Annotated in this window: 29 protein-coding genes and 1 tRNA gene; 10 read left to right on the top strand and 20 right to left on the bottom strand. The window is 67.3% G+C overall.

Annotated elements, in window-relative coordinates; genetic code table 11:
- From HMPREF0058_RS12625 to HMPREF0058_RS12620, 11 genes are all read right to left on the bottom strand, one after another.
- The coding region (locus HMPREF0058_RS12625) for a hypothetical protein (protein WP_040319502.1) at positions 1–1044 on the bottom strand (1044 nt) is incomplete at its 3' end.
- 80 nt (positions 1045–1124) lie between these two features.
- Positions 1125–1400, bottom strand: coding sequence for a hypothetical protein (locus HMPREF0058_RS02975; RefSeq protein WP_006548197.1), 276 nt, complete (start codon positions 1398–1400; stop codon positions 1125–1127).
- 18 nt (positions 1401–1418) lie between these two features.
- Positions 1419–1913 (bottom strand): single-stranded DNA-binding protein, encoded by a 495-nt coding sequence (locus HMPREF0058_RS02970; RefSeq protein ID WP_006548196.1) that lies wholly within the window; start codon positions 1911–1913, stop codon positions 1419–1421.
- A gap of 2 nt (positions 1914–1915) precedes the next feature.
- The gene (locus HMPREF0058_RS02965; RefSeq protein WP_006548195.1) at positions 1916–2308 is read right to left on the bottom strand and encodes a RusA family crossover junction endodeoxyribonuclease; all 393 of its coding nucleotides are present in this window, start codon (positions 2306–2308) and stop codon (positions 1916–1918) included.
- Entirely contained in the window at positions 2305–2637 is a 333-nt protein-coding gene (locus HMPREF0058_RS11665) for a glutaredoxin domain-containing protein (RefSeq protein ID WP_006548194.1), read from the bottom strand. The genes HMPREF0058_RS02965 and HMPREF0058_RS11665 overlap by 4 nt, the downstream gene beginning before the upstream one ends.
- Positions 2634–2909 carry a hypothetical protein gene (locus HMPREF0058_RS02955; RefSeq protein ID WP_006548193.1) on the bottom strand — a complete coding sequence of 92 codons (276 nt, stop codon included), beginning with the start codon at positions 2907–2909 and terminating at the stop codon, positions 2634–2636. Before HMPREF0058_RS02955 ends, HMPREF0058_RS11665 begins: the two co-directional genes overlap by 4 nt.
- Positions 2906–3805 carry a hypothetical protein gene (locus HMPREF0058_RS02950; protein ID WP_006548192.1) on the bottom strand — a complete coding sequence of 300 codons (900 nt, stop codon included), beginning with the start codon at positions 3803–3805 and terminating at the stop codon, positions 2906–2908. The genes HMPREF0058_RS02955 and HMPREF0058_RS02950 overlap by 4 nt, the downstream gene beginning before the upstream one ends.
- Positions 3805–4110, bottom strand: coding sequence for a hypothetical protein (locus HMPREF0058_RS02945; RefSeq protein ID WP_006548191.1), 306 nt, complete (start codon positions 4108–4110; stop codon positions 3805–3807). The genes HMPREF0058_RS02950 and HMPREF0058_RS02945 overlap by 1 nt, the downstream gene beginning before the upstream one ends.
- Entirely contained in the window at positions 4107–4871 is a 765-nt protein-coding gene (locus HMPREF0058_RS02940) for a helix-turn-helix domain-containing protein (protein ID WP_006548190.1), read from the bottom strand. The genes HMPREF0058_RS02945 and HMPREF0058_RS02940 overlap by 4 nt, the downstream gene beginning before the upstream one ends.
- Positions 4872–4882: 11 nt before the next feature.
- Positions 4883–5116, bottom strand: coding sequence for a hypothetical protein (locus HMPREF0058_RS02935; RefSeq protein ID WP_040319500.1), 234 nt, complete (start codon positions 5114–5116; stop codon positions 4883–4885).
- Positions 5117–5293: 177 nt separating this feature from the next.
- Positions 5294–5443 carry a hypothetical protein gene (locus HMPREF0058_RS12620; RefSeq protein ID WP_169305810.1) on the bottom strand — a complete coding sequence of 50 codons (150 nt, stop codon included), beginning with the start codon at positions 5441–5443 and terminating at the stop codon, positions 5294–5296.
- A 308-nt stretch (positions 5444–5751) separates the two neighbouring features.
- Here HMPREF0058_RS12620 and HMPREF0058_RS02930 point away from each other — a divergent pair, with 308 nt between their 5' ends.
- Positions 5752–6108: a hypothetical protein gene (locus tag HMPREF0058_RS02930; RefSeq protein ID WP_040319499.1), complete on the top strand. Its 357-nt coding sequence runs from the start codon at positions 5752–5754 to the stop codon at positions 6106–6108.
- 269 nt (positions 6109–6377) lie between these two features.
- Here HMPREF0058_RS02930 and HMPREF0058_RS12615 read toward each other — a convergent pair whose 3' ends face one another.
- Together HMPREF0058_RS12615 and HMPREF0058_RS02925 are read right to left on the bottom strand one after the other, a co-directional pair.
- On the bottom strand, positions 6378–6554 hold the full coding sequence (locus HMPREF0058_RS12615) for a hypothetical protein (RefSeq protein ID WP_211205883.1): 177 nt from the start codon (positions 6552–6554) through the stop codon (positions 6378–6380).
- A gap of 305 nt (positions 6555–6859) precedes the next feature.
- The gene (locus HMPREF0058_RS02925) at positions 6860–7072 is read right to left on the bottom strand and encodes a helix-turn-helix domain-containing protein (protein ID WP_006548185.1); all 213 of its coding nucleotides are present in this window, start codon (positions 7070–7072) and stop codon (positions 6860–6862) included.
- 302 nt (positions 7073–7374) lie between these two features.
- On the opposite strand from HMPREF0058_RS02925, the gene HMPREF0058_RS02920 reads away from it, so the two are divergent.
- Positions 7375–7611 carry a hypothetical protein gene (locus tag HMPREF0058_RS02920; protein ID WP_006548184.1) on the top strand — a complete coding sequence of 79 codons (237 nt, stop codon included), beginning with the start codon at positions 7375–7377 and terminating at the stop codon, positions 7609–7611.
- Between the two features lies 1 nt (position 7612).
- Here the strand turns inward: HMPREF0058_RS02920 and HMPREF0058_RS12610 are convergent, their stop codons facing one another.
- Positions 7613–7753, bottom strand: coding sequence for a hypothetical protein (locus HMPREF0058_RS12610; RefSeq protein WP_169305808.1), 141 nt, complete (start codon positions 7751–7753; stop codon positions 7613–7615).
- Positions 7754–7919: 166 nt separating this feature from the next.
- Here HMPREF0058_RS12610 and HMPREF0058_RS02915 point away from each other — a divergent pair, with 166 nt between their 5' ends.
- Both HMPREF0058_RS02915 and HMPREF0058_RS02905 read left to right on the top strand, forming a co-directional pair.
- Positions 7920–8648, top strand: coding sequence for a hypothetical protein (locus HMPREF0058_RS02915; protein ID WP_006548182.1), 729 nt, complete (start codon positions 7920–7922; stop codon positions 8646–8648).
- Positions 8649–8927: 279 nt separating this feature from the next.
- Positions 8928–9509, top strand: coding sequence for a hypothetical protein (locus tag HMPREF0058_RS02905; RefSeq protein ID WP_141560455.1), 582 nt, complete (start codon positions 8928–8930; stop codon positions 9507–9509).
- A gap of 63 nt (positions 9510–9572) precedes the next feature.
- Here HMPREF0058_RS02905 and HMPREF0058_RS02900 read toward each other — a convergent pair whose 3' ends face one another.
- Positions 9573–9974 (bottom strand): helix-turn-helix domain-containing protein, encoded by a 402-nt coding sequence (locus HMPREF0058_RS02900; protein ID WP_006548179.1) that lies wholly within the window; start codon positions 9972–9974, stop codon positions 9573–9575.
- A gap of 104 nt (positions 9975–10078) precedes the next feature.
- Here HMPREF0058_RS02900 and HMPREF0058_RS02895 point away from each other — a divergent pair, with 104 nt between their 5' ends.
- The 4 genes from HMPREF0058_RS02895 to HMPREF0058_RS11660 are packed head-to-tail and all read left to right on the top strand — an operon-like array spanning position 10079 to position 13376.
- A complete protein-coding gene (locus HMPREF0058_RS02895; RefSeq protein ID WP_141560454.1) occupies positions 10079–10546 on the top strand; it encodes a hypothetical protein in 468 nt (155 codons plus the stop codon).
- 9 nt (positions 10547–10555) lie between these two features.
- Positions 10556–12046 carry a hypothetical protein gene (locus tag HMPREF0058_RS02890; protein ID WP_006548177.1) on the top strand — a complete coding sequence of 497 codons (1491 nt, stop codon included), beginning with the start codon at positions 10556–10558 and terminating at the stop codon, positions 12044–12046.
- A gap of 12 nt (positions 12047–12058) precedes the next feature.
- Positions 12059–12940 carry a DNA adenine methylase gene (locus HMPREF0058_RS02885; protein WP_006548176.1) on the top strand — a complete coding sequence of 294 codons (882 nt, stop codon included), beginning with the start codon at positions 12059–12061 and terminating at the stop codon, positions 12938–12940.
- 49 nt (positions 12941–12989) lie between these two features.
- Complete coding sequence (locus tag HMPREF0058_RS11660) at positions 12990–13376, top strand: hypothetical protein (RefSeq protein WP_050765634.1); 387 nt, start codon at positions 12990–12992, stop codon at positions 13374–13376.
- 13 nt (positions 13377–13389) lie between these two features.
- On the opposite strand, the gene HMPREF0058_RS02870 is transcribed toward HMPREF0058_RS11660, so the two are convergent.
- The 4 genes from HMPREF0058_RS02870 to HMPREF0058_RS02855 all read right to left on the bottom strand — a co-directional run bounded on the left by HMPREF0058_RS02870 (position 13390) and on the right by HMPREF0058_RS02855 (position 15883).
- Positions 13390–14124 (bottom strand): hypothetical protein, encoded by a 735-nt coding sequence (locus tag HMPREF0058_RS02870; RefSeq protein WP_006548174.1) that lies wholly within the window; start codon positions 14122–14124, stop codon positions 13390–13392.
- The gene (locus HMPREF0058_RS02865; protein ID WP_006548173.1) at positions 14121–14333 is read right to left on the bottom strand and encodes a hypothetical protein; all 213 of its coding nucleotides are present in this window, start codon (positions 14331–14333) and stop codon (positions 14121–14123) included. The genes HMPREF0058_RS02870 and HMPREF0058_RS02865 overlap by 4 nt, the downstream gene beginning before the upstream one ends.
- 94 nt (positions 14334–14427) lie before the next feature.
- On the bottom strand, positions 14428–15666 hold the full coding sequence (locus HMPREF0058_RS02860) for a site-specific integrase (RefSeq protein ID WP_006548172.1): 1239 nt from the start codon (positions 15664–15666) through the stop codon (positions 14428–14430).
- A 143-nt stretch (positions 15667–15809) separates the two neighbouring features.
- Positions 15810–15883, bottom strand: a tRNA-Lys gene (locus HMPREF0058_RS02855).
- 118 nt (positions 15884–16001) lie between these two features.
- Between HMPREF0058_RS02855 and edd the strand changes: the two genes are divergently transcribed.
- On the top strand, positions 16002–17906 hold the full coding sequence (edd, locus tag HMPREF0058_RS02850) for a phosphogluconate dehydratase (protein ID WP_006548171.1): 1905 nt from the start codon (positions 16002–16004) through the stop codon (positions 17904–17906).
- A gap of 57 nt (positions 17907–17963) precedes the next feature.
- Positions 17964–18650, top strand: a complete 687-nt coding sequence (locus tag HMPREF0058_RS02845; RefSeq protein WP_006548170.1) for a bifunctional 4-hydroxy-2-oxoglutarate aldolase/2-dehydro-3-deoxy-phosphogluconate aldolase — start codon at positions 17964–17966, stop codon at positions 18648–18650.
- 103 nt (positions 18651–18753) lie between these two features.
- Here HMPREF0058_RS02845 and HMPREF0058_RS02840 read toward each other — a convergent pair whose 3' ends face one another.
- Positions 18754–19014, bottom strand: a complete 261-nt coding sequence (locus HMPREF0058_RS02840) for a GlsB/YeaQ/YmgE family stress response membrane protein (RefSeq protein ID WP_006548169.1) — start codon at positions 19012–19014, stop codon at positions 18754–18756.
- Positions 19015–19223: the final 209 nt, after the last annotated feature.

Below are 19223 nucleotides of genomic sequence, written 5' to 3'. Positions count from 1 at the left end.
CGGCACGTCCGCCTCCTGGGAGGCGACGGCGGCGCGATCAGGCTCGGGCTGGCCTGCGGGGCGCTCGACGCCGCTACGGCCCTCATAGGCGCCCTCCGGGCCGATTGCAGGCACACGGCTGCTGCTGGGCACCTGGATGGCAGAGGCGTCATGGGCGGCCCGGGCGTGCCCCTGAGCGTGTGCGGGCACACTGCTCCCACCCCCCTCGGGCAGGGACGGCTCCCACCGCCCGGCGTCGTCCGGCTCAGCAGACCCCTCAGCGGGGTGCGATCCACGGTCGTCGCCGGGGACAGCCTGGCCACGCGGGAGCGTGAACCACGCCTGCTCCAGGAGATCGGCTGGCCCCTGGTCGGGGCGCGATCGATCCTGGTCTCGGCGGGCCAGCGCTGCCGCGTGTGCTGGCGTCGGGTGAAAGCTCATCCCCGCCTGCGAGGCGGAGCGGTTGCCCTTAGAACGGTTGCACTCGTGGCACGAGATCGCGACCCCGTCCAGGCCCATGGGCCTGGCGAAGACGTGATCCATCTCCGGGCGCAGCGGACCCTGGCGCGTGTCACGGCGCACCAGGCGCTGACAGTAGGCGCACAAGGCGGTCTCGACGTCGCCGGCACGTGCTCGTGGGAGCCGATCACGCTCCCACACCGCGTCGTGCAGCGCGGAGTCCTTCCTCTCGGTCTGCAGCGCCCTACGCAGGCGGTCCTGGGCGCCCGTACGCTGGGACCAGTCCCGCCATGAGTGGAACGACCACTGCCCAGGCCCAGGCCGTGGGCAGCGCTCCCCCTGATCGCAGTAGTGGTCGTGGTCGTGCCACAGCCCCACCTCCACCAGGGCCTGAGCGGCCTGCTCAACACGAGGGTCCGGCATCACCGAGTACAGGTCGACCCGGTCCAGGACACCGTCGGCGTAGGCCGCTCGCAGCCTGCTGCCCATCAGCACCCACAGGTAGCCGGCCATGAAGGCGACCGGGTCACCGGCGAGCCCTCGACGAATCAACGTCTGGTGCTTGGGGTGCACGTGCGCCTGGTCGTCGACATTGAAGAAGCTCAACTCACTCTCCTGGACAGACGGGGCAGACAAAGACGAAAGACCACACGCCGGCGGAGGCCGGGCAGGTCGAGACAGTGGCGTCACAGGATGGCCCTCCAGATCTCGACCATGGCCAGGAGGGCCAGGGAGACGATGACGGCGCCAGCCATAGCCATCAGGAGATAGCCGATGGCTGCCCCCACAGCCGAGCTCCTGCTGGCGGTGGCAGGCTGGGTGGATGGGGTGCCGTCGAGGTCGTCGAGGCGATCAGCGATGTCCATGACGTGGCCGGCGTGGCGACCCATGATGATCGGCGGATCACCTGGAGGCGGCTCGGCGATAGAGCGTAGATACTCGGCATCTGCGTGCAGACTCATGGCGTGGTCCTTTCTGGTTTAGAAGGGGGGCTCGTCCCCGAAAGAGGTGGCGGCTCCTGCTGTGGCCCAGGGGTCGTCTGGCGCGCCACCTGGCGGGGCGTTGTAGGAGGCGGGCCCTGACTGCTGTCCCCGGCGCTGACCGCCGTGTCGCTGGTTGCGCTCGACGATGGCCTGGGCATAGCGCAGGGACGGGGCAATGTCGTCGATAGTCATGTCGATGACGGTGCGCTGGACTCCCTCGCGGTCGGTGTAGGAACGCTGCTGGAGACGACCCTGAGCGATCACACGTGTTCCCTTGGTCAGGGACTCCGCCACGTTCTCCGCCAGGGCATTCCACGCTGAACAACGCATAAACAAGGCCTGCCCGTTCTCCCACTCGCCCGTCTGACGATTGAATGTGCGCGGTGTGGACGCGATGGTGAAGGACGCAACCGGCGTTCCCGACTGGGTGAAGCGCAGCTCAGGGTCCGCGGTGAGGTTCCCAATGATCGTGATGACGGTTTCTCCCGCCATGGCTATCCCTCCTCGTCCAGGTCTGTGATGACCAAGGTGATGCGTCGGAAACCGACAGGCAGGTCTAGGACGGGCTCTCCACGGTACGGAACGGGCCCCGACAGGTGGGTGTCGTCGTCATCAGCCCACACGCCAGCGTCCGTCAGCCCGTCGACCAGCGCCTTCACGGTGGGATAGGCGTTGGCCGGGTCCATGCGGTTACGGGTGCGGGTGTGGACGTAGAAGTCCACACGCACCCTGCCGGCGTAACGAGGCAGGCCGTGGTGGCGAGCCATGAGGTAAGCGCGCTTGCGCAACGTGGCAGTACGACGAGCCCTGCCGAACCGGTGCTCGCGACCGTTGGCAGACAACCACTCGTTACCGGGGACGTCGATGACAAGCGTGGATGGGCTCATGACGCCGCCTCCGCACCGCGGGAGTCCTGTATGACCGAGGCCCAGTGCCTGATGCTGTCCGGGCGGAAACCGCCCCAGTAGGCAGTGGCGGTATCGAGCCACGAGGCGGCACAGCGACCGCCGATGCTGGCCGCTGTCTGCCCGTCGTCGCGAACGACAACCAGCGGCATCGTCAGAAGTCTCATGGCCCACAGGACGTCCATAAGGCTCCGGTAGTCCTCGATCGGGACTGCCGTGTAGGAGACGCCGACCTTGTCGAGCATGGCGGTGGTCATGCGACACTGCTGACAGTCTGGCTTGGTGAAGACCGTGACCGTGTAGCCGCTCATGCCTGCTCCTGGTCATGGGTGCCTGCGGGGCCGTGGCCTGCCGGGTGATCCTCCTGCTCCAGCTCCACCCACATTCCGTAGACCGCGCGGATCGTACGGACCATAAGGGCAGAGATGCCCTCAACGTGGCTGGTGGCGATGCGGCCGACCTGCAGGCGCGTGGCCACCAGGTCGTCCATCCCGCCCTCGGGCTGGGGCAGCCTGTCGTCGTCGACCTCGGCGGTGATGGTCAGGCCGAAATCAGGGGTCTCGGTGGTGATCGTGGTCCTCATGCGTGTGTCCTGTCTGTGTCGCTGGCTAGATGCAGTCCGGTGCCCTGCAGGGCGCGCCTGGCCCGGTCGCGCACGGCCTCCTCGAAGCCGCCCGCTGCGGTGTCGGAGCTGGTCTCGCTGCCTGGTTGGTCGTCGTCCTGCTCGTGGATCTCCAGGTCCTCGCACACGGCGAGCAGCTCACCGCTGTACGCAGACACCCCCACAGGAGACGGCTGGGTTGACAGGCCCATCGCCCAGGTCGAGCCCAGGAGCGACCAGCCCGCTGGCGTCCAGTCACTGCCCCGGGAAGCCACGTGGTCCCCAGCAGCGACAATCAGGTTCCCCTCGACCGTGCCACGCACCGGCAGGTGGCCTAGAGCCCTAGCTGTCCTCATCCAGGCGCGCATCTTGGCCGGGTCCATGACCATTGACGCGGACATGGCCAGAGGCTCACGGCACGCCCGGGCCAGGGCCCCGGTGACGTCCCGCCGGTCGCCTGGGAAGACTGGCGGCTCCATCAGGCTCACACGCGCCGACCTGCCCGGCAGCAGGCCGGTCATGTCCGTGACCTGCAGGCGCCCGCCAGGCTCGTCCACGAGCACCTCCAGGCGCGAGTACTCGTCCACATCGCTGTGCATGGCCACGACGTGCCCAGCCTCGACGGCACTCATGTCGACGTCGATCACCTCGCCGCCTCCATCCCAGGCCTCCACCAGCTCCACCGTCGCCAGAACGTGAGAAGACAGGTCCGTGGCCGTCAGACACAGCATGCGATCGCCCGGGCTGATCCACACTCTCAGACGCTTCGAGCCCCGAGGCTTGGCGCCTGCGCCCAGGTGGGGCAGGACCGCGCGCAGCACCGTGATCAGCGCCCGCACACGCACCACCACCCGCGGCAGGTCCTCGATGTCCGCCATCAGCCCACCCCTCCCAGTAGTTCGAGCATGCTGGGCGTACCCAGCTCGTCCACACCGGCCTGGACACGCCGCACCGCGGCGGCGCAGTCCCGGCACACCCGGTCCTTGTCCAGCAGCAGGTCCAGGGCACCGGCGTCGTAGCCGTGCGGACGACCGTGCATACTCATCTCCTGGTCCGGCTCGCACAGCAGGTGGGCCGGCGTCACCTCGTGGTGGTGGTCATCGGTGTACGTCTGCCCCAGAACGGCGACGTGCTCCACGCGCATCCGCCCGCGCACCATCGGCAGGAACCGCTGCTTACTCATGCCACCCACCCCTCAGTGGGCAGCGGGCGCCGCCGCACAGGCACCGGCCCCAACCGCACAGGAGGCTTCGCCAAAGGCTGGCGCAGAGCCTTCTTTCGCTGCGCGTGCTGGCGGCGGTCACTATCCAGACGAGCACGCACCTGCGCGCGGCGACGACGCCGCTCATCACGCTCGGCCTCCTCCCGGCTCCTGCGCGCAGTGGCAGCGACGTCACGAGCCAACGCCTCCAGACGACGACGCTCAGCAGCCTCAGCAGCCAGGTGGTCACGCCACCAGGAGAGCTCCGCCTTGTCCACCACGCCCTCGGGCGCCCCGTACATGGCCGTCCACTCAGCGAGCCGCTCCAGCCCCGCGTCGGTCATGAGCAGCGGTCCGCCACGCTCATGCTCCAGCAGACCCTCCTGCCACAGCTTGCGAGCCGTGAACCACACGGACCGCTCCTCCAGGCCGCAGGCCTTCCAGATCAGCTCGACCGTCTCAGCCCCCCGGGCGACCATCGCCAGCACCAGGTGCTGGCGCGTCGGGCGCCGACCCCACTTGCCCATCAAGGACCTGTCACCAGCCAGCAGGCGCCGCCCGTCCTCGGTCAGGCCTACTGACCCGTCCCTGGCGGTCCCGACGACCATCCCCCGCCTGCGTAGGTTCGACAGGGCCCGCGCCACCGCTCCCCGTCCCAGGCCAGTGGCCTCCACCAGGGCGTCCGTAGTCACCGCACCGCCGGCCACAGCCGCCAGCACACGCCCCTGCGACGGCGCAGGCATCCGAGCCACACTCATGACGCCACCCGCCCACCGCTCACGCGACGCCCAGGCGTCGCACGGCACGCCGCACGGGCCAGCCGCACCGACAGCCCTGCGCAGGCCAGGGCAGCCCGCTCCAGCAGCCACCGACGGCGAGCCCACACCCACCGCAGCACCTGCCCCACAACCAGGACCAGCAGGACCACCAGCGCAAACCGCTGCATCTCCGCGGTCGTAATCATGACGTCACTCGCCTCAGGCCTCATCACGCACCTCCTCATGCGCCAGAACCTCCAAGATCGACACCCTCCGGCCCGGCTCCCGAGCCAGGCCCAGGGCAGTGGCCACCACGGCCAGCACTCCCCTGCTCTCCGCGCGATGACGCGGCCTATACGAGCTACGAGGCATCAGCGCCCCACCTCCAAGACATAACGACGTACAGATCAGGACCTGGCCTCAAGCCATTCCAGCCAGGCATCCAGGTCTGCGGGGCGCACGACCTTCGTGCGCTCACCCGCCTCGATGGCCACCAGCTCGCCAGCGCGGATCGCTGCCAGCAGCCTCTTCCTCGGTAGGCCGGTCAGCTCCTCCACCGCCGACAGGCTCAACGTGCGCTTAGGCTCTACAACCCTGTTCTCCCAGCAGCTTCTCCAGCTTCTTGACCTCGCGGTAGAGCGCGTCAATCGTCACCATCACGCCTCACCTCCCGTGCTGGGTCGGACGCGGGCGAGGAGAAGGCACCCGCGCCCGACCCGCACCTCCCACAGCAGCCAGCACACCCCGAAGACACGGGCGCGACCGCTGCGGGAACCTCCTCGGTAGGCTCCGAGGCACCACTACCCGTCGACGACGCCGGAGCACCCACCTCGACCTCGTCACCACCTACCGAGGAGGAGTCATCATGCAAAACGGCATCCTGGACGACGCTCACGTCGAGATCGACGGAGTCAAGATGAGGGTCAGCATTGAGGCTCTGCGCCGCCTGCCCCACGCCTTCATCAGCTGTCGACGCATCGGCGGCTTCTTCTACGACGACGGCCTCACACGCGAGTGGGTCTCCCACGTTCCCAACGGCGGACCTCACTCCGACATCCGGTACATCTACACCGGAGACCGCGCTCCGAAGGTCCCTCCGGCCACCCTCTCCGTCATGGAGGATGTCGAGGTCTGGCTCGACGTCTGCCACCAGAGGCAGGTCAACCCCGTCCTCCAACTGCTCGACGACGGCGACGTCCTTCTTGACGAGACGGAAGCGTGACCCCTCCACCACGAACCTCACGCGCTCAGCGTCCGCCTCTATGACGAGGTGGATACGACGCTCCCTGCGTGCCGCCAGGCACCCTCCACACAAGACGTCACCCCTGACGATCTCGCTCAAGAGCTCGTCGGCGTAGGTAGGAATCAGGTCCCCGCACACCATGCACGGCACGCCCACACGGCCACCACCGAGCACCTGGTACGACGGACGGGCGACCGCCTGTGCCATCCGATCAGATCGGTGCCCGCCATCCAATACGAACCACGGCATCACGCCACCCCCTTGACGGGGACCAGCACGCGACGCCGCTCAGGCTCCTCGACCGCGTCAAGCGTCAACCCGACCACCAGAGCGATGTCACTGGGCGAGAACTCCGCCAGCGACGTCGGCACACTGGCGTCGATCACGTCGAGCACGTGCATCACCGCACGCCGCTCACGCTCCACGCGACCAGGCGCAGGCGCAGGCGCACCAGCAGACCTGACGACGGGCCTCCCGCACTTCGTGCACGACCCGTGGCCACGAGCCAGGAACGCCCCGCACACACAGTGCGGACGCGAATAAGCGTTTTGGGTATGGGTATCCTTGGGCACGTTCCCTCCTGTGGGAGCGACGGCCCCGCAGACCGGCCCAACCGCCAAGAAGAGACGGTCTGCGGGGTTCTTCTTCTGATTCCATGCAAGTGGAGTACTTGCGTGAACGAAGTTACACGCCTGCTGCCCGTGCTTGCAAGTACTCTCTTTGCGTATCGCTAACGCTTGAGGATCTGGTAGATCACGTTGCGATGCGCACCAATCGCATCCGCAATCTCCTGACGCGGAATCCCAGCATCCATCGCAGCCTGCACAGCCTCGCGACGACGGGCTGACGCAGCATCTGCCTGCGCCCGCAACTCCGCAGCATCCTGGGTGGCCTTCTTGACCTCCGCAAGGAGTTTGCGCTTGGTCGTCTCGTCCACGTTCATCACCGTCAATCTTCGCATAGGGACGGCAAGCCGCCACCGTTGAGATATGCCTATACGTCTTCATCGTTGCTACTCCCCTCACGAGGCAGGCCAACAGCGCCACAAAGAGCGTTCCGAAGCCGCTCGATGGATGCCGAGATCTCCGCATGTCCAGCGTCCGAGGCCTGTCGCAGCTCCGCGAGCCACTCCCGCAGGACCGGCACCCCCGAGGGGGCCTCCTCGATAGGCTCCGAGGCACCACTACCCGTCGACGACGCCGGAGCACCCACCTCGACGCCGTCACCACCTACCGAGGAGGAGTCATGGCGACCATCCACTACGGGAACAGCTGCTTCTACTGGGACGACGACGAGGCGATGGCTTTCCTCACCGCGTACCGCAGGAAGCTCAACTCCGGAGAGCCGATCCTGTTGGCCTGCGACATCGACGAAGGCGATGTCGCCTTCGTCGTCACCCCCGGAGTCCCCGTGCATGTCGAGTTCGACGAGCCGATTGACGAGGCTGGCCGGCGTGAGCTCGGGCTCCACGAGAACAGATGAGTCAGTAGAAACGCACGCGCCCATCACACGCTCCTTTCCTATCCCCAGGCCCCTCCAGCGTCACGAGCTCGATATCGACGGAGTCGACGTAGACCTCGGTCCTCATCCGCATGAAGCCGTCCTCGTCGAGGAAGAGAGTCATCTCAGCGTCCTCAGGGACACACAGAGCATCACCAGACGACGTGCGCAGCCGGAATCGGCTCATCTCACGCCACCTCCTCGGCGGCCTGGCGGGCGTGCTCCTGGGCGTCCCCGGCGCGCGCACCACACCCCACACAGTGGCCGCAGCCGTCACTACGCTTGGACACATGAACCCCGCAGCCCTGCTCCACGACCTGCTCACCCAGTACCGAGAAGCTGACGGAAGCGCATATCTCGCCACCCGCTGGCACCTCGACGACGAGCCGACAACCAACGGGCTGAGCGAAGGCGACCGCGTCAAGATGCTTGAGGCCGCAGGGTGGCTGAGCCGCATCAGCCGAATCGTTGACGCCCTCGACCGACAGGGTCGCCGCGTCAGCATCTACAGGCGCAACTACGTCACCTGGGTCGACTCCACCCTCGGCATCGGCAAGGACTGGTCGCACTACTACACCCCGGAGGACGTCTGCCCGCAGGCCGCCATGGACGCGCTCGACGCCCTCGCCGACGCTATCGACGTCATCACGCCTAAGCCGGACAACCAGATCCACGCCCAGCTCGTCGAGCTTCTTACCGAGGTCTCCGAGCTTCTCGACGCCGACGACACGCTCTCCGAGAGGCTTCGCACCCACCTGCGCCGAGTCGTGGACCACCTGCGTGACTGCGTCGACCACCCCGAGGCCTACGACATTCACGATGTGGCGTGCGCGGTCGACGACGTCCTCATCGCCTGCCAGGCCGCCCACGCCGAGTCCACGAAGGAGGGACTGCGCGAACGCTGGGGAAAGCTCCACCAGTTCTACGTCGCCCCGACCATCACCGGCCTGCTCGCCTCCGCCGCTCCCGGAGCCATCGAGGCCGCCGGCGCCTTCATTAGCCGCGCGATCGGCAGCTGACGCCAGCACCTCCCCTTGCTCCCTGACGAAGTCCGCGACCTGCGCGACCGCGTACCGGCAAGCATCCTTCGCACGCAGGAACCCGACAGTCTTCTCGTAGGTGTAGTCCTCGGGCGCCGTCAGCTGCTCGACGGCGCTACTCACCCTCATCAGTACCGCCTCCACAGGCGACGACGCCTGTGACGGCACCATCCACGGCCCTGGCTGACGCAGCATCACGCCACCTCCCCGGCGGACTGGCGGGCGTGCGACCGCGCACTGGCAGATAAGGTCATGGACATGGCAGACGCAGGCACGGTCTCCTCCTGGGTAGCAGCGGGAATCTCAGCAGTCAGCGCAGGAATCACGATCTGGAAGGCCTGGTACTGGCGTCCCACACCGCAGTGGCGGCTCGAACCAGCCCAAGGCGCTCGGCCCGTCATCGGCGTCCTCACCCGCGACCCGGCAGAAATGCTCCGCGACCCCGGCGAGCAGTACCTGGCCGCGCTGGTCAACGTGGGCGACGGGCCGGCGCTGGACGTCACCGTGACCTCCAGCGACTGCGCAGTCTTCTTCGTTGACCGCGACGTGACAGACGCGCGAGGTTTCTCCCCGCTGACACGCCTGGCCCAGATCCCACCGGCGGGACAGGCACGACTCGTCGTCGCGCCGACGCACGCCCCGATCCAGCCGGGTCGTCTGACTGACTTGGAGGAAAGTCCCATACCCGACAGGCCCAGACCTGAGCGGATTTCGGTGAGGCTGGAGTGGACGGTCCGTCCGGCTCGTGCCGGGCGGAGGCGGTCTCGGACGATCCGGATCGACGACGGCGTGCTCGCACTCGTCGACGCCACCAGGCCGGAGGCTCCCACGCCGGCATAACCCCGGCAGCGGCTGCCACGCTGATCAGCGCGAACCCCACTGAGAGCACGAGCGGCACCCACCTCACGCCACCTCCTCGGCGGCCTGGCGGGCGTGCTCCAGGGCGTCCTCGGCGCACGTGCACGAGTCACACGCCTCCACGTGAGCCTCCAGCTCAGCCTCGGTCGGCCCCTCCGCCTCGTCAGCAGACAGGTGGGTGGCCGAGCCCGCGAGCGCGGCCGTGTCGGCGGGTGCGGCGGGGTCGGCGACGGCGCCTGCCTCGGCCTGCTCGGCGCGGTGAAAGAGCTCGGAGACCGGTACGCGTAGGACGCGCGAGAAGTCTTCCATGTCGAGATTCGTGATTGGAGCCCCGCCATTGAGCTTGGCCGAGATGACCTGGCGGTTGCGGCCGAGGGCTGCAGCGAATCCTTTCACCGTGTAGCCCTGGCTCTCAGCCTCCTCGCGGATCTGAGTTCCGATGTCCATGCCTACCTCCCATGTCGTTTATTAGCGACAGATGAAGCATGGCGGTATTTAGCGACAGTGTCAAGTGGGTTCCCTGCGTGTCGTCAATCCGCGACAATCTCCCTATGGGAAGACGACCACTGGAAGTCGGCCAGTTGCAGCCGCTGCTCGCTGAGCGCATCAATGACGTTGCATCCGAGCTTGGAGTCTCAGGCAGAGCACTGGCCGAGCAGATTGGCGTAGGCAAGGACCGCGTTCTTGCAGTACTGGCCAGCAATCAAGCGATGACGGTCAACGAACTCGACGCGATGTGCCGTGCGTTGGGGTTGACGGCGTCTGAGGTGGTGCGTGAGGCGGAGGAGGCTGTCGCGCGGGCGGGCGACGCCGTCGTCGGAGAGCCTGTGCCCGACGACGCTGCGGCAGCGAAGGTGGTGCCGCTACGTCCAGCGGAGGCGGAGGACATGCCGGAGCCCGTGTGGGAGCGGATGGCGGCGAAGATGCATCCCGGTCGCGCACGGGAGATCGCGGAGCGGACTGGGTGGCGTGAGGACCTGGGTGAGGAGTCTCAGGTCAATCCCGGCTGGGAGGAGTGAGGATCAAGAATGGCTGAGGAGACAGATCGGATGATCCCGGTTCGGGACCTCCACCTGGACCTGGAGAACTCCCGCATCGGCACAGCCAGGGATGAGGTGAGTGCTGCGGACCTGCTCTGGGAGGAGGCGGAGCGTACGATTTGCGGGCTTGGTAGCCATATCGCCGAGCACGGGCTGGGTCCTGGCGAACAGTGGTACGTCATCCCCCGCGTCGAGGGCGGCTATACCGTCCTGGAGGGTAACCGTCGCCTGCTGGCGCTCCGCTCGCTGTACGACCCGGCTGGCATCTCGGCAGTGGCCGCTGAGGCACGTGAGACCTTCCCGAAGTTCCTGAGACCGAGCACCGTCCTGCCGGAAGAGGTTAAGTGCTGCGTGTTCCCTGACCGGGAAACCGCAGACATGTGGATCGACCTGAAGCACTCCGGTCCTGGAGACGGGGAGGGGATGGTTCCATGGTCGTCGAAGGCGAAGTACAACCGACGTGTGCGTCAGGGCAGGCCTCGTGAGTGGGGCCCTGAGACCTGGCTCTGGCTACGCAGGACGTTCCTCCAGCGAGACCTTCACAGGCGGATCGTCGACGCCCAGCGCATGCAGTACACCTTTATGGACCGGATGGCAAAGACCAAGGCGTTCAAGGACACCTTCCACCTCACGATGGGTCCCAAGGGGCTGGAATGCGGCTACCAGCCGCAAGAGGTGCGTCGGGCAGTCATCAAGCTGATCGACGACATCCTGGACAAGGAGCTGTCGGCGCACAAAGCATATACGGCGGACCAGATCACGAGCTACATCATCGGCACTCTTGAGCCGCTGATCGAGACAGGCCTGTTCCCCGTCCCAACAGCCGCAGAAGAGCCCCCGGGCACGACACGCCCCAACAGGGACGATGCGGCTCCCGGCCGGGCCTCCACCTCGGCTCCCAGCGCTGACTACGAGCACCGAGACAGCGACACCGGACCCGCCAGATCCGACGCGCTCGGACCAGCACCAGTCACACCACCATCCAGTGGCGTGACCAGCGACCGCTTGTTCACCGGTGTCGCCTTCGACCAGTTCGGGGACAAGGTCAACGCCCTGGGACAGCAGGCCAAGAAGATCGCCATCAACACGAACGCGGAGACCTGCGGCGTCCTGTGCCGCGTAGTCATCGACCTCGCCTGCACAGAGTTCCTCAAACGGCACAAGATGAATAGGAGGAAGGGGAAGCACGACGAGCTGATCTGGCAACGCATCGTGAAGTCGCTGGAGATACTCGATCCCGCGGTCGGTGACGCGCAGAAGTGTAAAGACCCACGGCTCCACGACGCCTGGAAGCAAAGCAATCAGGGGACCCAGGGGCTCGCGGTACGGCATATGAATGACTTCGTCCATGCGACACTCAGACGAAACGCACCCTCAGAGGTTCACCATCTCAACGGGCTGTACACCCCGATGCTAGTCGCCATGGAAGCCAACCTCCGACAGACCCCAAATGTCGTGGCCACCGGTCAGAAAAACTGAAACCATGACCAGGTGAGGTACCTGTCTCCGTTGCGCTACCCAGGCGGCAAGGCGCGCCTGGCCCCCTTCTTCGCGCGCCTGATCACCGCACAGGACCCTGTCCCCACCCACTACGCCGAGCCCTACGCCGGCGGGGCGGGCGCGGCCCTGCGCCTACTCACTGATGACGTCGTAGATGAGATTCATCTCAACGACATCAACGCCGGCATCGCCGCATTCTGGCGGGCCATCACGAACCCCGACGAGGCCCAGGCCTTCTGCGACCTCATCGAGGACACCCCCGTAACAGTCGAGCAGTGGCACTACCAGCGCAGCACCTACCAGCACGGACAAGCTGACGACCTCACCCTGGGCTTTGCCACCTTCTACCTCAACCGTACCAACCGCTCCGGAATCCTGGACGCCCGCCCCATCGGCGGGCTGGAGCAGACCGGCAAGTGGAAGATCGACGCCCGCTTCAACAAGCCCGCACTCATCAAGCGCGTCCAGGCCGTCGCGGCCCTGGGCGAGCGCATCCACGTCACCGAGCTCGACGGCCTGGACTTCCTTACCACCATGAAGCCCCTGGAGGACGACGTCCTGGTCTACGCCGACCCCCCTTACGTCGAGCAGGGAGGCAACCTCTACCTCCACGCCTTCGACAAGAAGGACCACGAGCACCTGGCCGACCACCTCCTCCGGGCCCCCTACCCGTGGGTGCTCACCTATGACGACAAGAAGGTCATCTGGGACGAGCTCTACGGACGGGCACGGTGCGCGACCTTCGACATCGCCCACACCGCCGCCATCCAGCACGTGGGCCGCGAGACCATTGTCTACGGCCCCGCCCTGGCAGTCCCCGACGGCCTGGAGATCACCCCCGGCGTCACCGCCCACTGGGTCCGTGCCTCCTAGCCCTGCACGATCCGGATTCGTGTCGGCGGGTGCTCCTAGCCTGCCGTGCGTGACCCGACCGACCTTGGACGCCCTGCTGCACGAGTGCGCGCAGCAGGGCGTCCGCGTGCGATGGGGACACCTGCCGGGAGACATGGCAGGCTGCTACGACCACTCCCAGTCCACCATCTGGCTGAGGGCCGGGGACCCCGAGTGGGTGAGCGTGCCCGCGCTCATGCACGAGATAGAGCACGCCTGGAGAGGCGACGACGGGCACCAGTCCGACGCCGTCGAGGCACGCATCGACCTGGCCGTAGCCCGCCGCCTCGTCAGCATCGACGTCCTGGAGGAGGCCGAGACCGAGGTCGGCCCCTGGCCCGGAGCCATCGCCGAGGAGCTCGACGTGCCCGTCTGGGTCATCCAGACCCTCCAGGCCACCCTCACCCCCTGGGACTAGCCCGCGAGCACCGTTAGTAGCGTGTCATCCACTTGACAGTGTCGGTGCGGGGCTCGTGATCTGGTGGCGGAGTGACCGTCCACCCGAGCTCGGTGAGGACCTCGGCAGCCATGTCACGGGAGGAGGAGATAATGGCTCTGGCCTGGTTGCGGCGCCACTCCTCGCGTGAGGTGGTGAGTGATCTGAGCGCGTCAGGCTCGTGGTCGATCCCAAGGTCCTGGATGAGCATGATCAGGAAGTCCTCAAGCGTGGGGCGCAGCCTTGGCCCTCCCAGCGGGAAGTGGACGTCTGAGAGCTGCGGGACCCTGCCCGCAGAGGCGCGGCGCCTGACTGTGCGGCGTCGGCTGCCTGCTCCGTCTCGTGTCATGAGGAAGGTCCATGCGTCACGGTGGGCGTGGACGTGCAGGTGCGCGCACGGGACGTCTTCTGCCGGTCGGTGAACGTAGTCCATGCGGACCAGCCACTCGCCTCCGTTGTGCGGGCGCACGCCGAACTCTGAGGTCTCGATAAGCATCCAGGAGTGGCGCTCTGAGATAGTGCACCTGTAGGAGACCAGAAGATCCAGCAGACGCATGCCTCCGATCGTGAGGACCACGGGCTTGGAGTCCTCGGTGGTGATCGCAGCGAGCCACTCGCTGGTGCCAGTGACATCGACCGTGAACTTCGGAGAGTCGGGCTGGACCGCCCGGACCGTTCGCGTCAGCTCGTCTGCGAAGTGGTGGACCTGTTCCTCGCGGCTGTCGGTCATGCGCCCAGGAGGAACTTCATCCCGTGGTACTCGGTGAACAGCCGGAGCTGCTCGGAGGGGTAGTCACCGGTGTACTCCTGGCGCAGGGCATTGTCGACGCTACCGAAGTAGCGTGTCATCTCAGCCTCGACGATCCGGAGCCTGGCCTCGATCTCGTCGCGTGAGAGGTGGCGGACGACTCCGCGGGGCGGCGCAACTGCTGTGCTCATTTTCCTCTTTCTCCCCTCGTTGCCTGCATGGTAGCGGCTCATACGGTGCGGCACGCCGGATACATCTCACTCCCGCGCCGACACAGCGGGCCCCTCACCTCGTCGTCGCACCCACCCTGCCCGCGAGCGCGGTGAGGGCCTGGGCCTGGTGGTCGAGGCCGGGGTGCTGGTAGCGGGCGAGGGTGAGGGCCTGGGTCTGGCCGAGGATCTCCTGGATGGTGCGCTGGTCGGCTCCTGCCTCCAGGAGGAGGGTGGCGCAGGTGTGGCGGGCTGAGTGGAGCTTCATGGGCGGGAGTCCCTGGGCGGCGAGTGCGGCCTGCCAGTCTGCGTAGTCGCGTCTGGGATCGATGGGGATGCCGGGGCGGGACTCGAAGAGGAAGCGGGTGGGTTTGGTGCTCTTGATGTGGGTGCGGATGGCATCGGCGAGGATGGCGGGGAGGGCCGCGCGGCGATTGGAGCCGAGCGTCTTAGGGCGGAGGAGATAGAGGCCTCCGTGGACCTGCTGGCTCTCCATGACGTCGGGGACTGGTGCGGTACGGTCCGGGCAGGAGCCTGCTCGGCGTCGTGCGCAGGGCCAGGTCCCGTCGGTCTGCTGGGGTCCGCAGCCGTGAGCGTAGGTGACGCGGCGCAGCTCCCATGCGAGGTCGATCCACGGGGTGGGGTCGTCGAGGTGGATGTGGTCGAGCTGGAGGCCGAGCCTCTCGCCCTGTCGGGGGCCGAGCATGAGGGCGAGGCTCCAGCGAGCCTCGTCTGGCTGGCCAGCCTGCGCTGCGAGGAAGGCGCGGGTCTCGTCGAGCGTCATGGCGCGTGGTGCGCGTAGGGGTGTGGGTGGTGCGGCCACGAGGCGGGCGACGTTGCGGGAGGTCATGCCCTCGCGCTCGGCCACGGTGAGGGCAGCACGCAGGACTCGGTGGACCTTGGCGGCGGTGGAGGTGGAGGCTCCGGAAGCGGTGACCTGGCGGTGGACGGCGCGGACGTCTGCTGCGGTGAGCTGGTCGAGCCTGCGCCTGCCGATGGCTGGTGTGATGTGCAGGCGCAGGATGGACCGGTAGTCGGCTGTCGTGGAGGGCTTCCTGCGTGGGGCGATCTCCTGGTCGATCCAGGTGGTCATCCACTTGGTGACGGTCGGGGAGGAGGAGGTCGTGACCTTGCCGGTTGCGACCTCGGTCTGAAGGTCCCGGAGTTTACGTAGTACCTTTGCTTTACTCTGAGCGCGTACATACTTGCGGCGTGCCTTCCCGGTCACAGGGTCGGGCGGCAGGGAGATGACGGCTGTGTAGCGGCCCTGGGAGTCGATGTAGACGGACCCCTCGCCGTTGGACCGCCTAGCCATCCGATGCCTCCCAGGTGCAGCAACAAGTGCAGCAACAGAATATCGGAAATGGAGGAAATAGACGCCTCTACGGTCCTCCGCCCAGGTACTCCCGAGCACAAGAAATGCCCGGGAAACCAACGAAATGTTGGAATCCCGGGCGGTACCCCCTGTGGGGCTCGAACCCACGACCTTCGGATTAAAAGTCCGCAGCTCTGACCAACTGAGCTAAGGGGGCGCGCCGCCATGGCAGCGACAGGGACCAGCATAGCGGCAGCAAGCCCGCAGTAAAGCCAACCCCTACCCCCTTAAGTACTACCTCATTAGTTCTATCGTCATTTGATTCAAGGAATCTCGTGCCGTCCTTCACTATCTCGACCACCCACCCACCTCTGACCCACCGCACCACGGCACCCCTCAATGCCACCGTGGCCACGGCGACCGAGGCGATCCGAGCCCGCTCCACCACGACGCGGGCCGCGTACCTGGAACGACTCGACGGCGAGCTGGAGCGCGCCAGCCAGGGACGTCGTCGATCAGGACTGGGCTGCCCCAACCTCGCCCACGGCATGGCAGCGTGCTCCCCCGAGCACAAGCTGCTCATGGCGGACTCGCCCGCGGCCGACGTCGCCATCGTCACGGCCTACAACGACGTCCTGTCCGCCCACCAGCCTTTCGAGACCTATCCCGCCATCCTGCGCCAGGCAGTAGCTCAGGCCGGCGGCGTGGCACAGGTGGCCGGAGGCGTACCGGCCATGTGCGACGGCGTGACCCAGGGGCGCCGCGGGATGGAGCTCTCGCTCCTGTCCCGCGAGATCATCGCCATGTCCACCGCGGTAGCCCTGTCCCACGAGCTCTTCGACGCCGTCCTCCTGCTGGGCGTATGCGACAAGATCGCCCCCGGTATGCTGATCGGCACCCTGTCCTTCGGCGAGCTGCCCACCCTGTTCGTCCCCTCCGGCCCGATGCCCTCTGGGCTCGGCAACGCCGAGAAGACTCGGATCCGCGAGCACTTCGCCGCCGGCGAGGTCAGCCGCCGCGAGCTGCTTGAGGCTGAGTCGAAGGCCTACCACTCGCCGGGAACCTGCACCTTCTACGGCACGGCAAACTCCAACCAGATGGTCTTGGAGGCCATGGGTCTCCACCTGCCCGGATCCACCTTCATCACCCCGGGAACTTGCCTGCGCCAGGCCTTGACCGAGTGTGCCGGTCGGCGCGCGGTGGAGATCGCCGATCCTTCCTCCCCCGACTTCGCTCCCGTCGGACGCCTGGTGGACGAGCGGGCGATCGTCAACGGGATCGTCACCCTCCTGGCCACGGGCGGCTCCACCAACCTCACGATGCACCTGGTTGCCGTAGCGGCCGCCGCCGGCATCCGCGTGACCTGGGACGACTTCGACGCCCTGTCCACCGCCGTGCCGCTGCTGGCCCGCGTCTACCCCAACGGCGGCGCGGACATCAACCACTTCCAGGCGGCCGGCGGTCTGGGCTTCGTGATCAGCCAGCTGCTCGACGCCGGGCTGCTCCACCCCGACGTGCTCACCGTGGCCGGCGCGGGCCTTGACCGCTACCGCTACGAGCCTCGGCTCGACGGTGACGCCCTGGCCTGGGTGGAGGCCCCCACCCAAAGCCTGGACCACGAGGTCCTGCGTCCGGTGACCAACCCCTTCACCGCCGAGGGCGGGCTGAAGATCCTTGGCGGCAACCTCGGCCGCGCCGTCATGAAGGTCTCCTCGCTCGACGAGGACCACCACGTCATCCAGGCCCCGGCCCGCGTCTTCGATGACCAGGAGCAGGTCCACGCCGCCTTCACCCGCGGGGAGCTGGAGCGCGACGTCGTCGTAGTGGTTCGCGAGCAGGGACCACGCGCCAACGGCATGCCCGAGCTGCACAAGCTCACGCCCTTGCTCGGGATCCTGCAGCGTCGCGGCCACCGCGTCGCGCTCGTGACCGACGGGCGGATGTCCGGCGCCTCCGGGCGCGTGCCCATCGCCATGCACGTCAGTCCCGAGGCGGCCGACGGCGGCGCGCTGGCCCTGGTCCGCGACGGGGACCTCATCCGGGTGGACTCCGTACACGGCACGCTAGAGGTGGATCTGCCTGAGGCAGAGCTCTCCTCCCGCACGCCCCAGCTGAGCTGGCGAGCCGAGCGAGTGGCCTACGGCGTCGGACGCGAACTCATGGGGGCCCTGCGCGCCGCCCTCGCACCGGCCGAGCAGGGCGCCGGCGTGGGCACCGCGGCCCTGCAGACCGCCTTGTAACCGCTCCTGCCCACACCGTCACGCACCCTCATCCCCCTCTCACCGTCAGGAGTAACCATGTCCGCTCAGTCCAAGCAGTCCCCCCAGCCCGTCCAGCCCTCAGCGTCAGATGCGGCGACCAGCACCGTCGACGCCGTCATGAGCGCCGCGCCGGTGATCCCGGTGATCGTCGTCAACGACGCCGACCGGGCCGTCCCGCTTGCACAGGCTCTCGTGCGCGGCGGCATCACCTCCCTGGAGATCACGCTGCGCACACCGGCGGGCCTGGAGGCGATCCGCACCGTCGCGGCCGAGGTACCCCAGGCTCGGGTGGGCGCCGGAACGGTGCTCAGCCCGGCCGACGTCGAGGCTTGCGCCGAGGTGGGAGCGACCTTCCTCGTCAGCCCTGGCACGACCCCGGCGCTGCTGGACGCCATGGTGGCCTCAGGACTCGCGGTGCTGCCCGGCGTGAGCGGCCCGGCCGAGCTCATGAGCGTCCTGGAACGAGGCCTGACCCGGGCCAAGCTCTTCCCGGCCAGCGTCGTCGGCGGCCCAGCGATGCTGCGTGCGCTCGGCGGTCCCTTCCCCGACGTGCGGTTCTGCCCGACCGGTGGGGTCAGCCCCTCCAACGCGCGCGACTACCTGTCCCTCGGCAACGTCGCCTGCGTCGGCGGCTCGTGGCTCACGCCTCGCGACGCCGTTGAGGCGGGTGACTGGGACCATATCGAGGAGCTGGCTCGTCGGGCCGCCGCACTGCGCCCCTGACCGCTACCCCTTGACAACTGCCGCTACCCCTTCGCCTCGGTGGCTACCCCAGAATGCAGGTTCTTGGGGTAGCCACCGAGGCGAAGGGGTAGCGATGAAGGCGTTACTTCTTGCGGCCGGTGACGGTCTCAAAGACGCTGATCACGCCGACGGCGCAGACCACCGAGACGATCCAGCGGATCCAGTCGATGCCGGGCGTCTGAGCAACACCGAGCAGGCCGGCGATCGAACCGCCGAGGAACGCACCGATCGCGCCCAGGATGATGGTCCACACGATGGACAGGTCCTGCTCCCCCTTCATCACCAGGCGGGCCAGGGCGCCGATGACGCCTCCAAAGACGAGCATGCCAATCAGTTCAAACATGCGATCTCCTTAACTCAAGACAAACGAGGGCTCGACGCGAGGTCCGCGGAGCTCCACGGCAGTGCGAGCGCAACTGCTCCCCAAATTATAGCAGGCCCTTGTTGATGACCCAATTTGAAGAGATGCCTCTAATGCGTTGCGCCGTCTCAGGCTGACCGACGGCGCCCGCGAGAACCGCGCCGTGAGGTCGTGCCCACCGGCGCCTGCCG

This window comes from Actinomyces urogenitalis DSM 15434 (genome assembly GCF_000159035.1).
GTDB lineage: Bacteria > Actinomycetota > Actinomycetes > Actinomycetales > Actinomycetaceae > Actinomyces > Actinomyces urogenitalis.
The sequence above is the reverse complement of the archived record's forward strand: the minus strand, read 5'-3'. Positions and strand labels throughout refer to the sequence as shown.

Coding starts and splice junctions, on each gene's coding strand:
- HMPREF0058_RS02975 (WP_006548197.1), bottom strand. CDS start 1,400: ATGAGTCTGCACGCAGATGCCGAGTATCTACGCTCTATCGCCGAGCCG.
- HMPREF0058_RS02970 (WP_006548196.1), bottom strand. CDS start 1,913: ATGGCGGGAGAAACCGTCATCACGATCATTGGGAACCTCACCGCGGAC.
- HMPREF0058_RS02965 (WP_006548195.1), bottom strand. CDS start 2,308: ATGAGCCCATCCACGCTTGTCATCGACGTCCCCGGTAACGAGTGGTTG.
- HMPREF0058_RS11665 (WP_006548194.1), bottom strand. CDS start 2,637: ATGAGCGGCTACACGGTCACGGTCTTCACCAAGCCAGACTGTCAGCAG.
- HMPREF0058_RS02955 (WP_006548193.1), bottom strand. CDS start 2,909: ATGAGGACCACGATCACCACCGAGACCCCTGATTTCGGCCTGACCATC.
- HMPREF0058_RS02950 (WP_006548192.1), bottom strand. CDS start 3,805: ATGGCGGACATCGAGGACCTGCCGCGGGTGGTGGTGCGTGTGCGGGCG.
- HMPREF0058_RS02945 (WP_006548191.1), bottom strand. CDS start 4,110: ATGAGTAAGCAGCGGTTCCTGCCGATGGTGCGCGGGCGGATGCGCGTG.
- HMPREF0058_RS02940 (WP_006548190.1), bottom strand. CDS start 4,871: ATGCCTGCGCCGTCGCAGGGGCGTGTGCTGGCGGCTGTGGCCGGCGGT.
- HMPREF0058_RS02935 (WP_040319500.1), bottom strand. CDS start 5,116: ATGAGGCCTGAGGCGAGTGACGTCATGATTACGACCGCGGAGATGCAG.
- HMPREF0058_RS02930 (WP_040319499.1), top strand. CDS start 5,752: ATGCAAAACGGCATCCTGGACGACGCTCACGTCGAGATCGACGGAGTC.
- HMPREF0058_RS02925 (WP_006548185.1), bottom strand. CDS start 7,072: ATGAACGTGGACGAGACGACCAAGCGCAAACTCCTTGCGGAGGTCAAG.
- HMPREF0058_RS02920 (WP_006548184.1), top strand. CDS start 7,375: ATGGCGACCATCCACTACGGGAACAGCTGCTTCTACTGGGACGACGAC.
- HMPREF0058_RS12610 (WP_169305808.1), bottom strand. CDS start 7,753: ATGACTCTCTTCCTCGACGAGGACGGCTTCATGCGGATGAGGACCGAG.
- HMPREF0058_RS02915 (WP_006548182.1), top strand. CDS start 7,920: ATGAACCCCGCAGCCCTGCTCCACGACCTGCTCACCCAGTACCGAGAA.
- HMPREF0058_RS02905 (WP_141560455.1), top strand. CDS start 8,928: ATGGCAGACGCAGGCACGGTCTCCTCCTGGGTAGCAGCGGGAATCTCA.
- HMPREF0058_RS02900 (WP_006548179.1), bottom strand. CDS start 9,974: ATGGACATCGGAACTCAGATCCGCGAGGAGGCTGAGAGCCAGGGCTAC.
- HMPREF0058_RS02895 (WP_141560454.1), top strand. CDS start 10,079: ATGGGAAGACGACCACTGGAAGTCGGCCAGTTGCAGCCGCTGCTCGCT.
- HMPREF0058_RS02890 (WP_006548177.1), top strand. CDS start 10,556: ATGGCTGAGGAGACAGATCGGATGATCCCGGTTCGGGACCTCCACCTG.
- HMPREF0058_RS02870 (WP_006548174.1), bottom strand. CDS start 14,124: ATGACCGACAGCCGCGAGGAACAGGTCCACCACTTCGCAGACGAGCTG.
- HMPREF0058_RS02865 (WP_006548173.1), bottom strand. CDS start 14,333: ATGAGCACAGCAGTTGCGCCGCCCCGCGGAGTCGTCCGCCACCTCTCA.
- HMPREF0058_RS02860 (WP_006548172.1), bottom strand. CDS start 15,666: ATGGCTAGGCGGTCCAACGGCGAGGGGTCCGTCTACATCGACTCCCAG.
- HMPREF0058_RS02845 (WP_006548170.1), top strand. CDS start 17,964: ATGTCCGCTCAGTCCAAGCAGTCCCCCCAGCCCGTCCAGCCCTCAGCG.
- HMPREF0058_RS02840 (WP_006548169.1), bottom strand. CDS start 19,014: ATGTTTGAACTGATTGGCATGCTCGTCTTTGGAGGCGTCATCGGCGCC.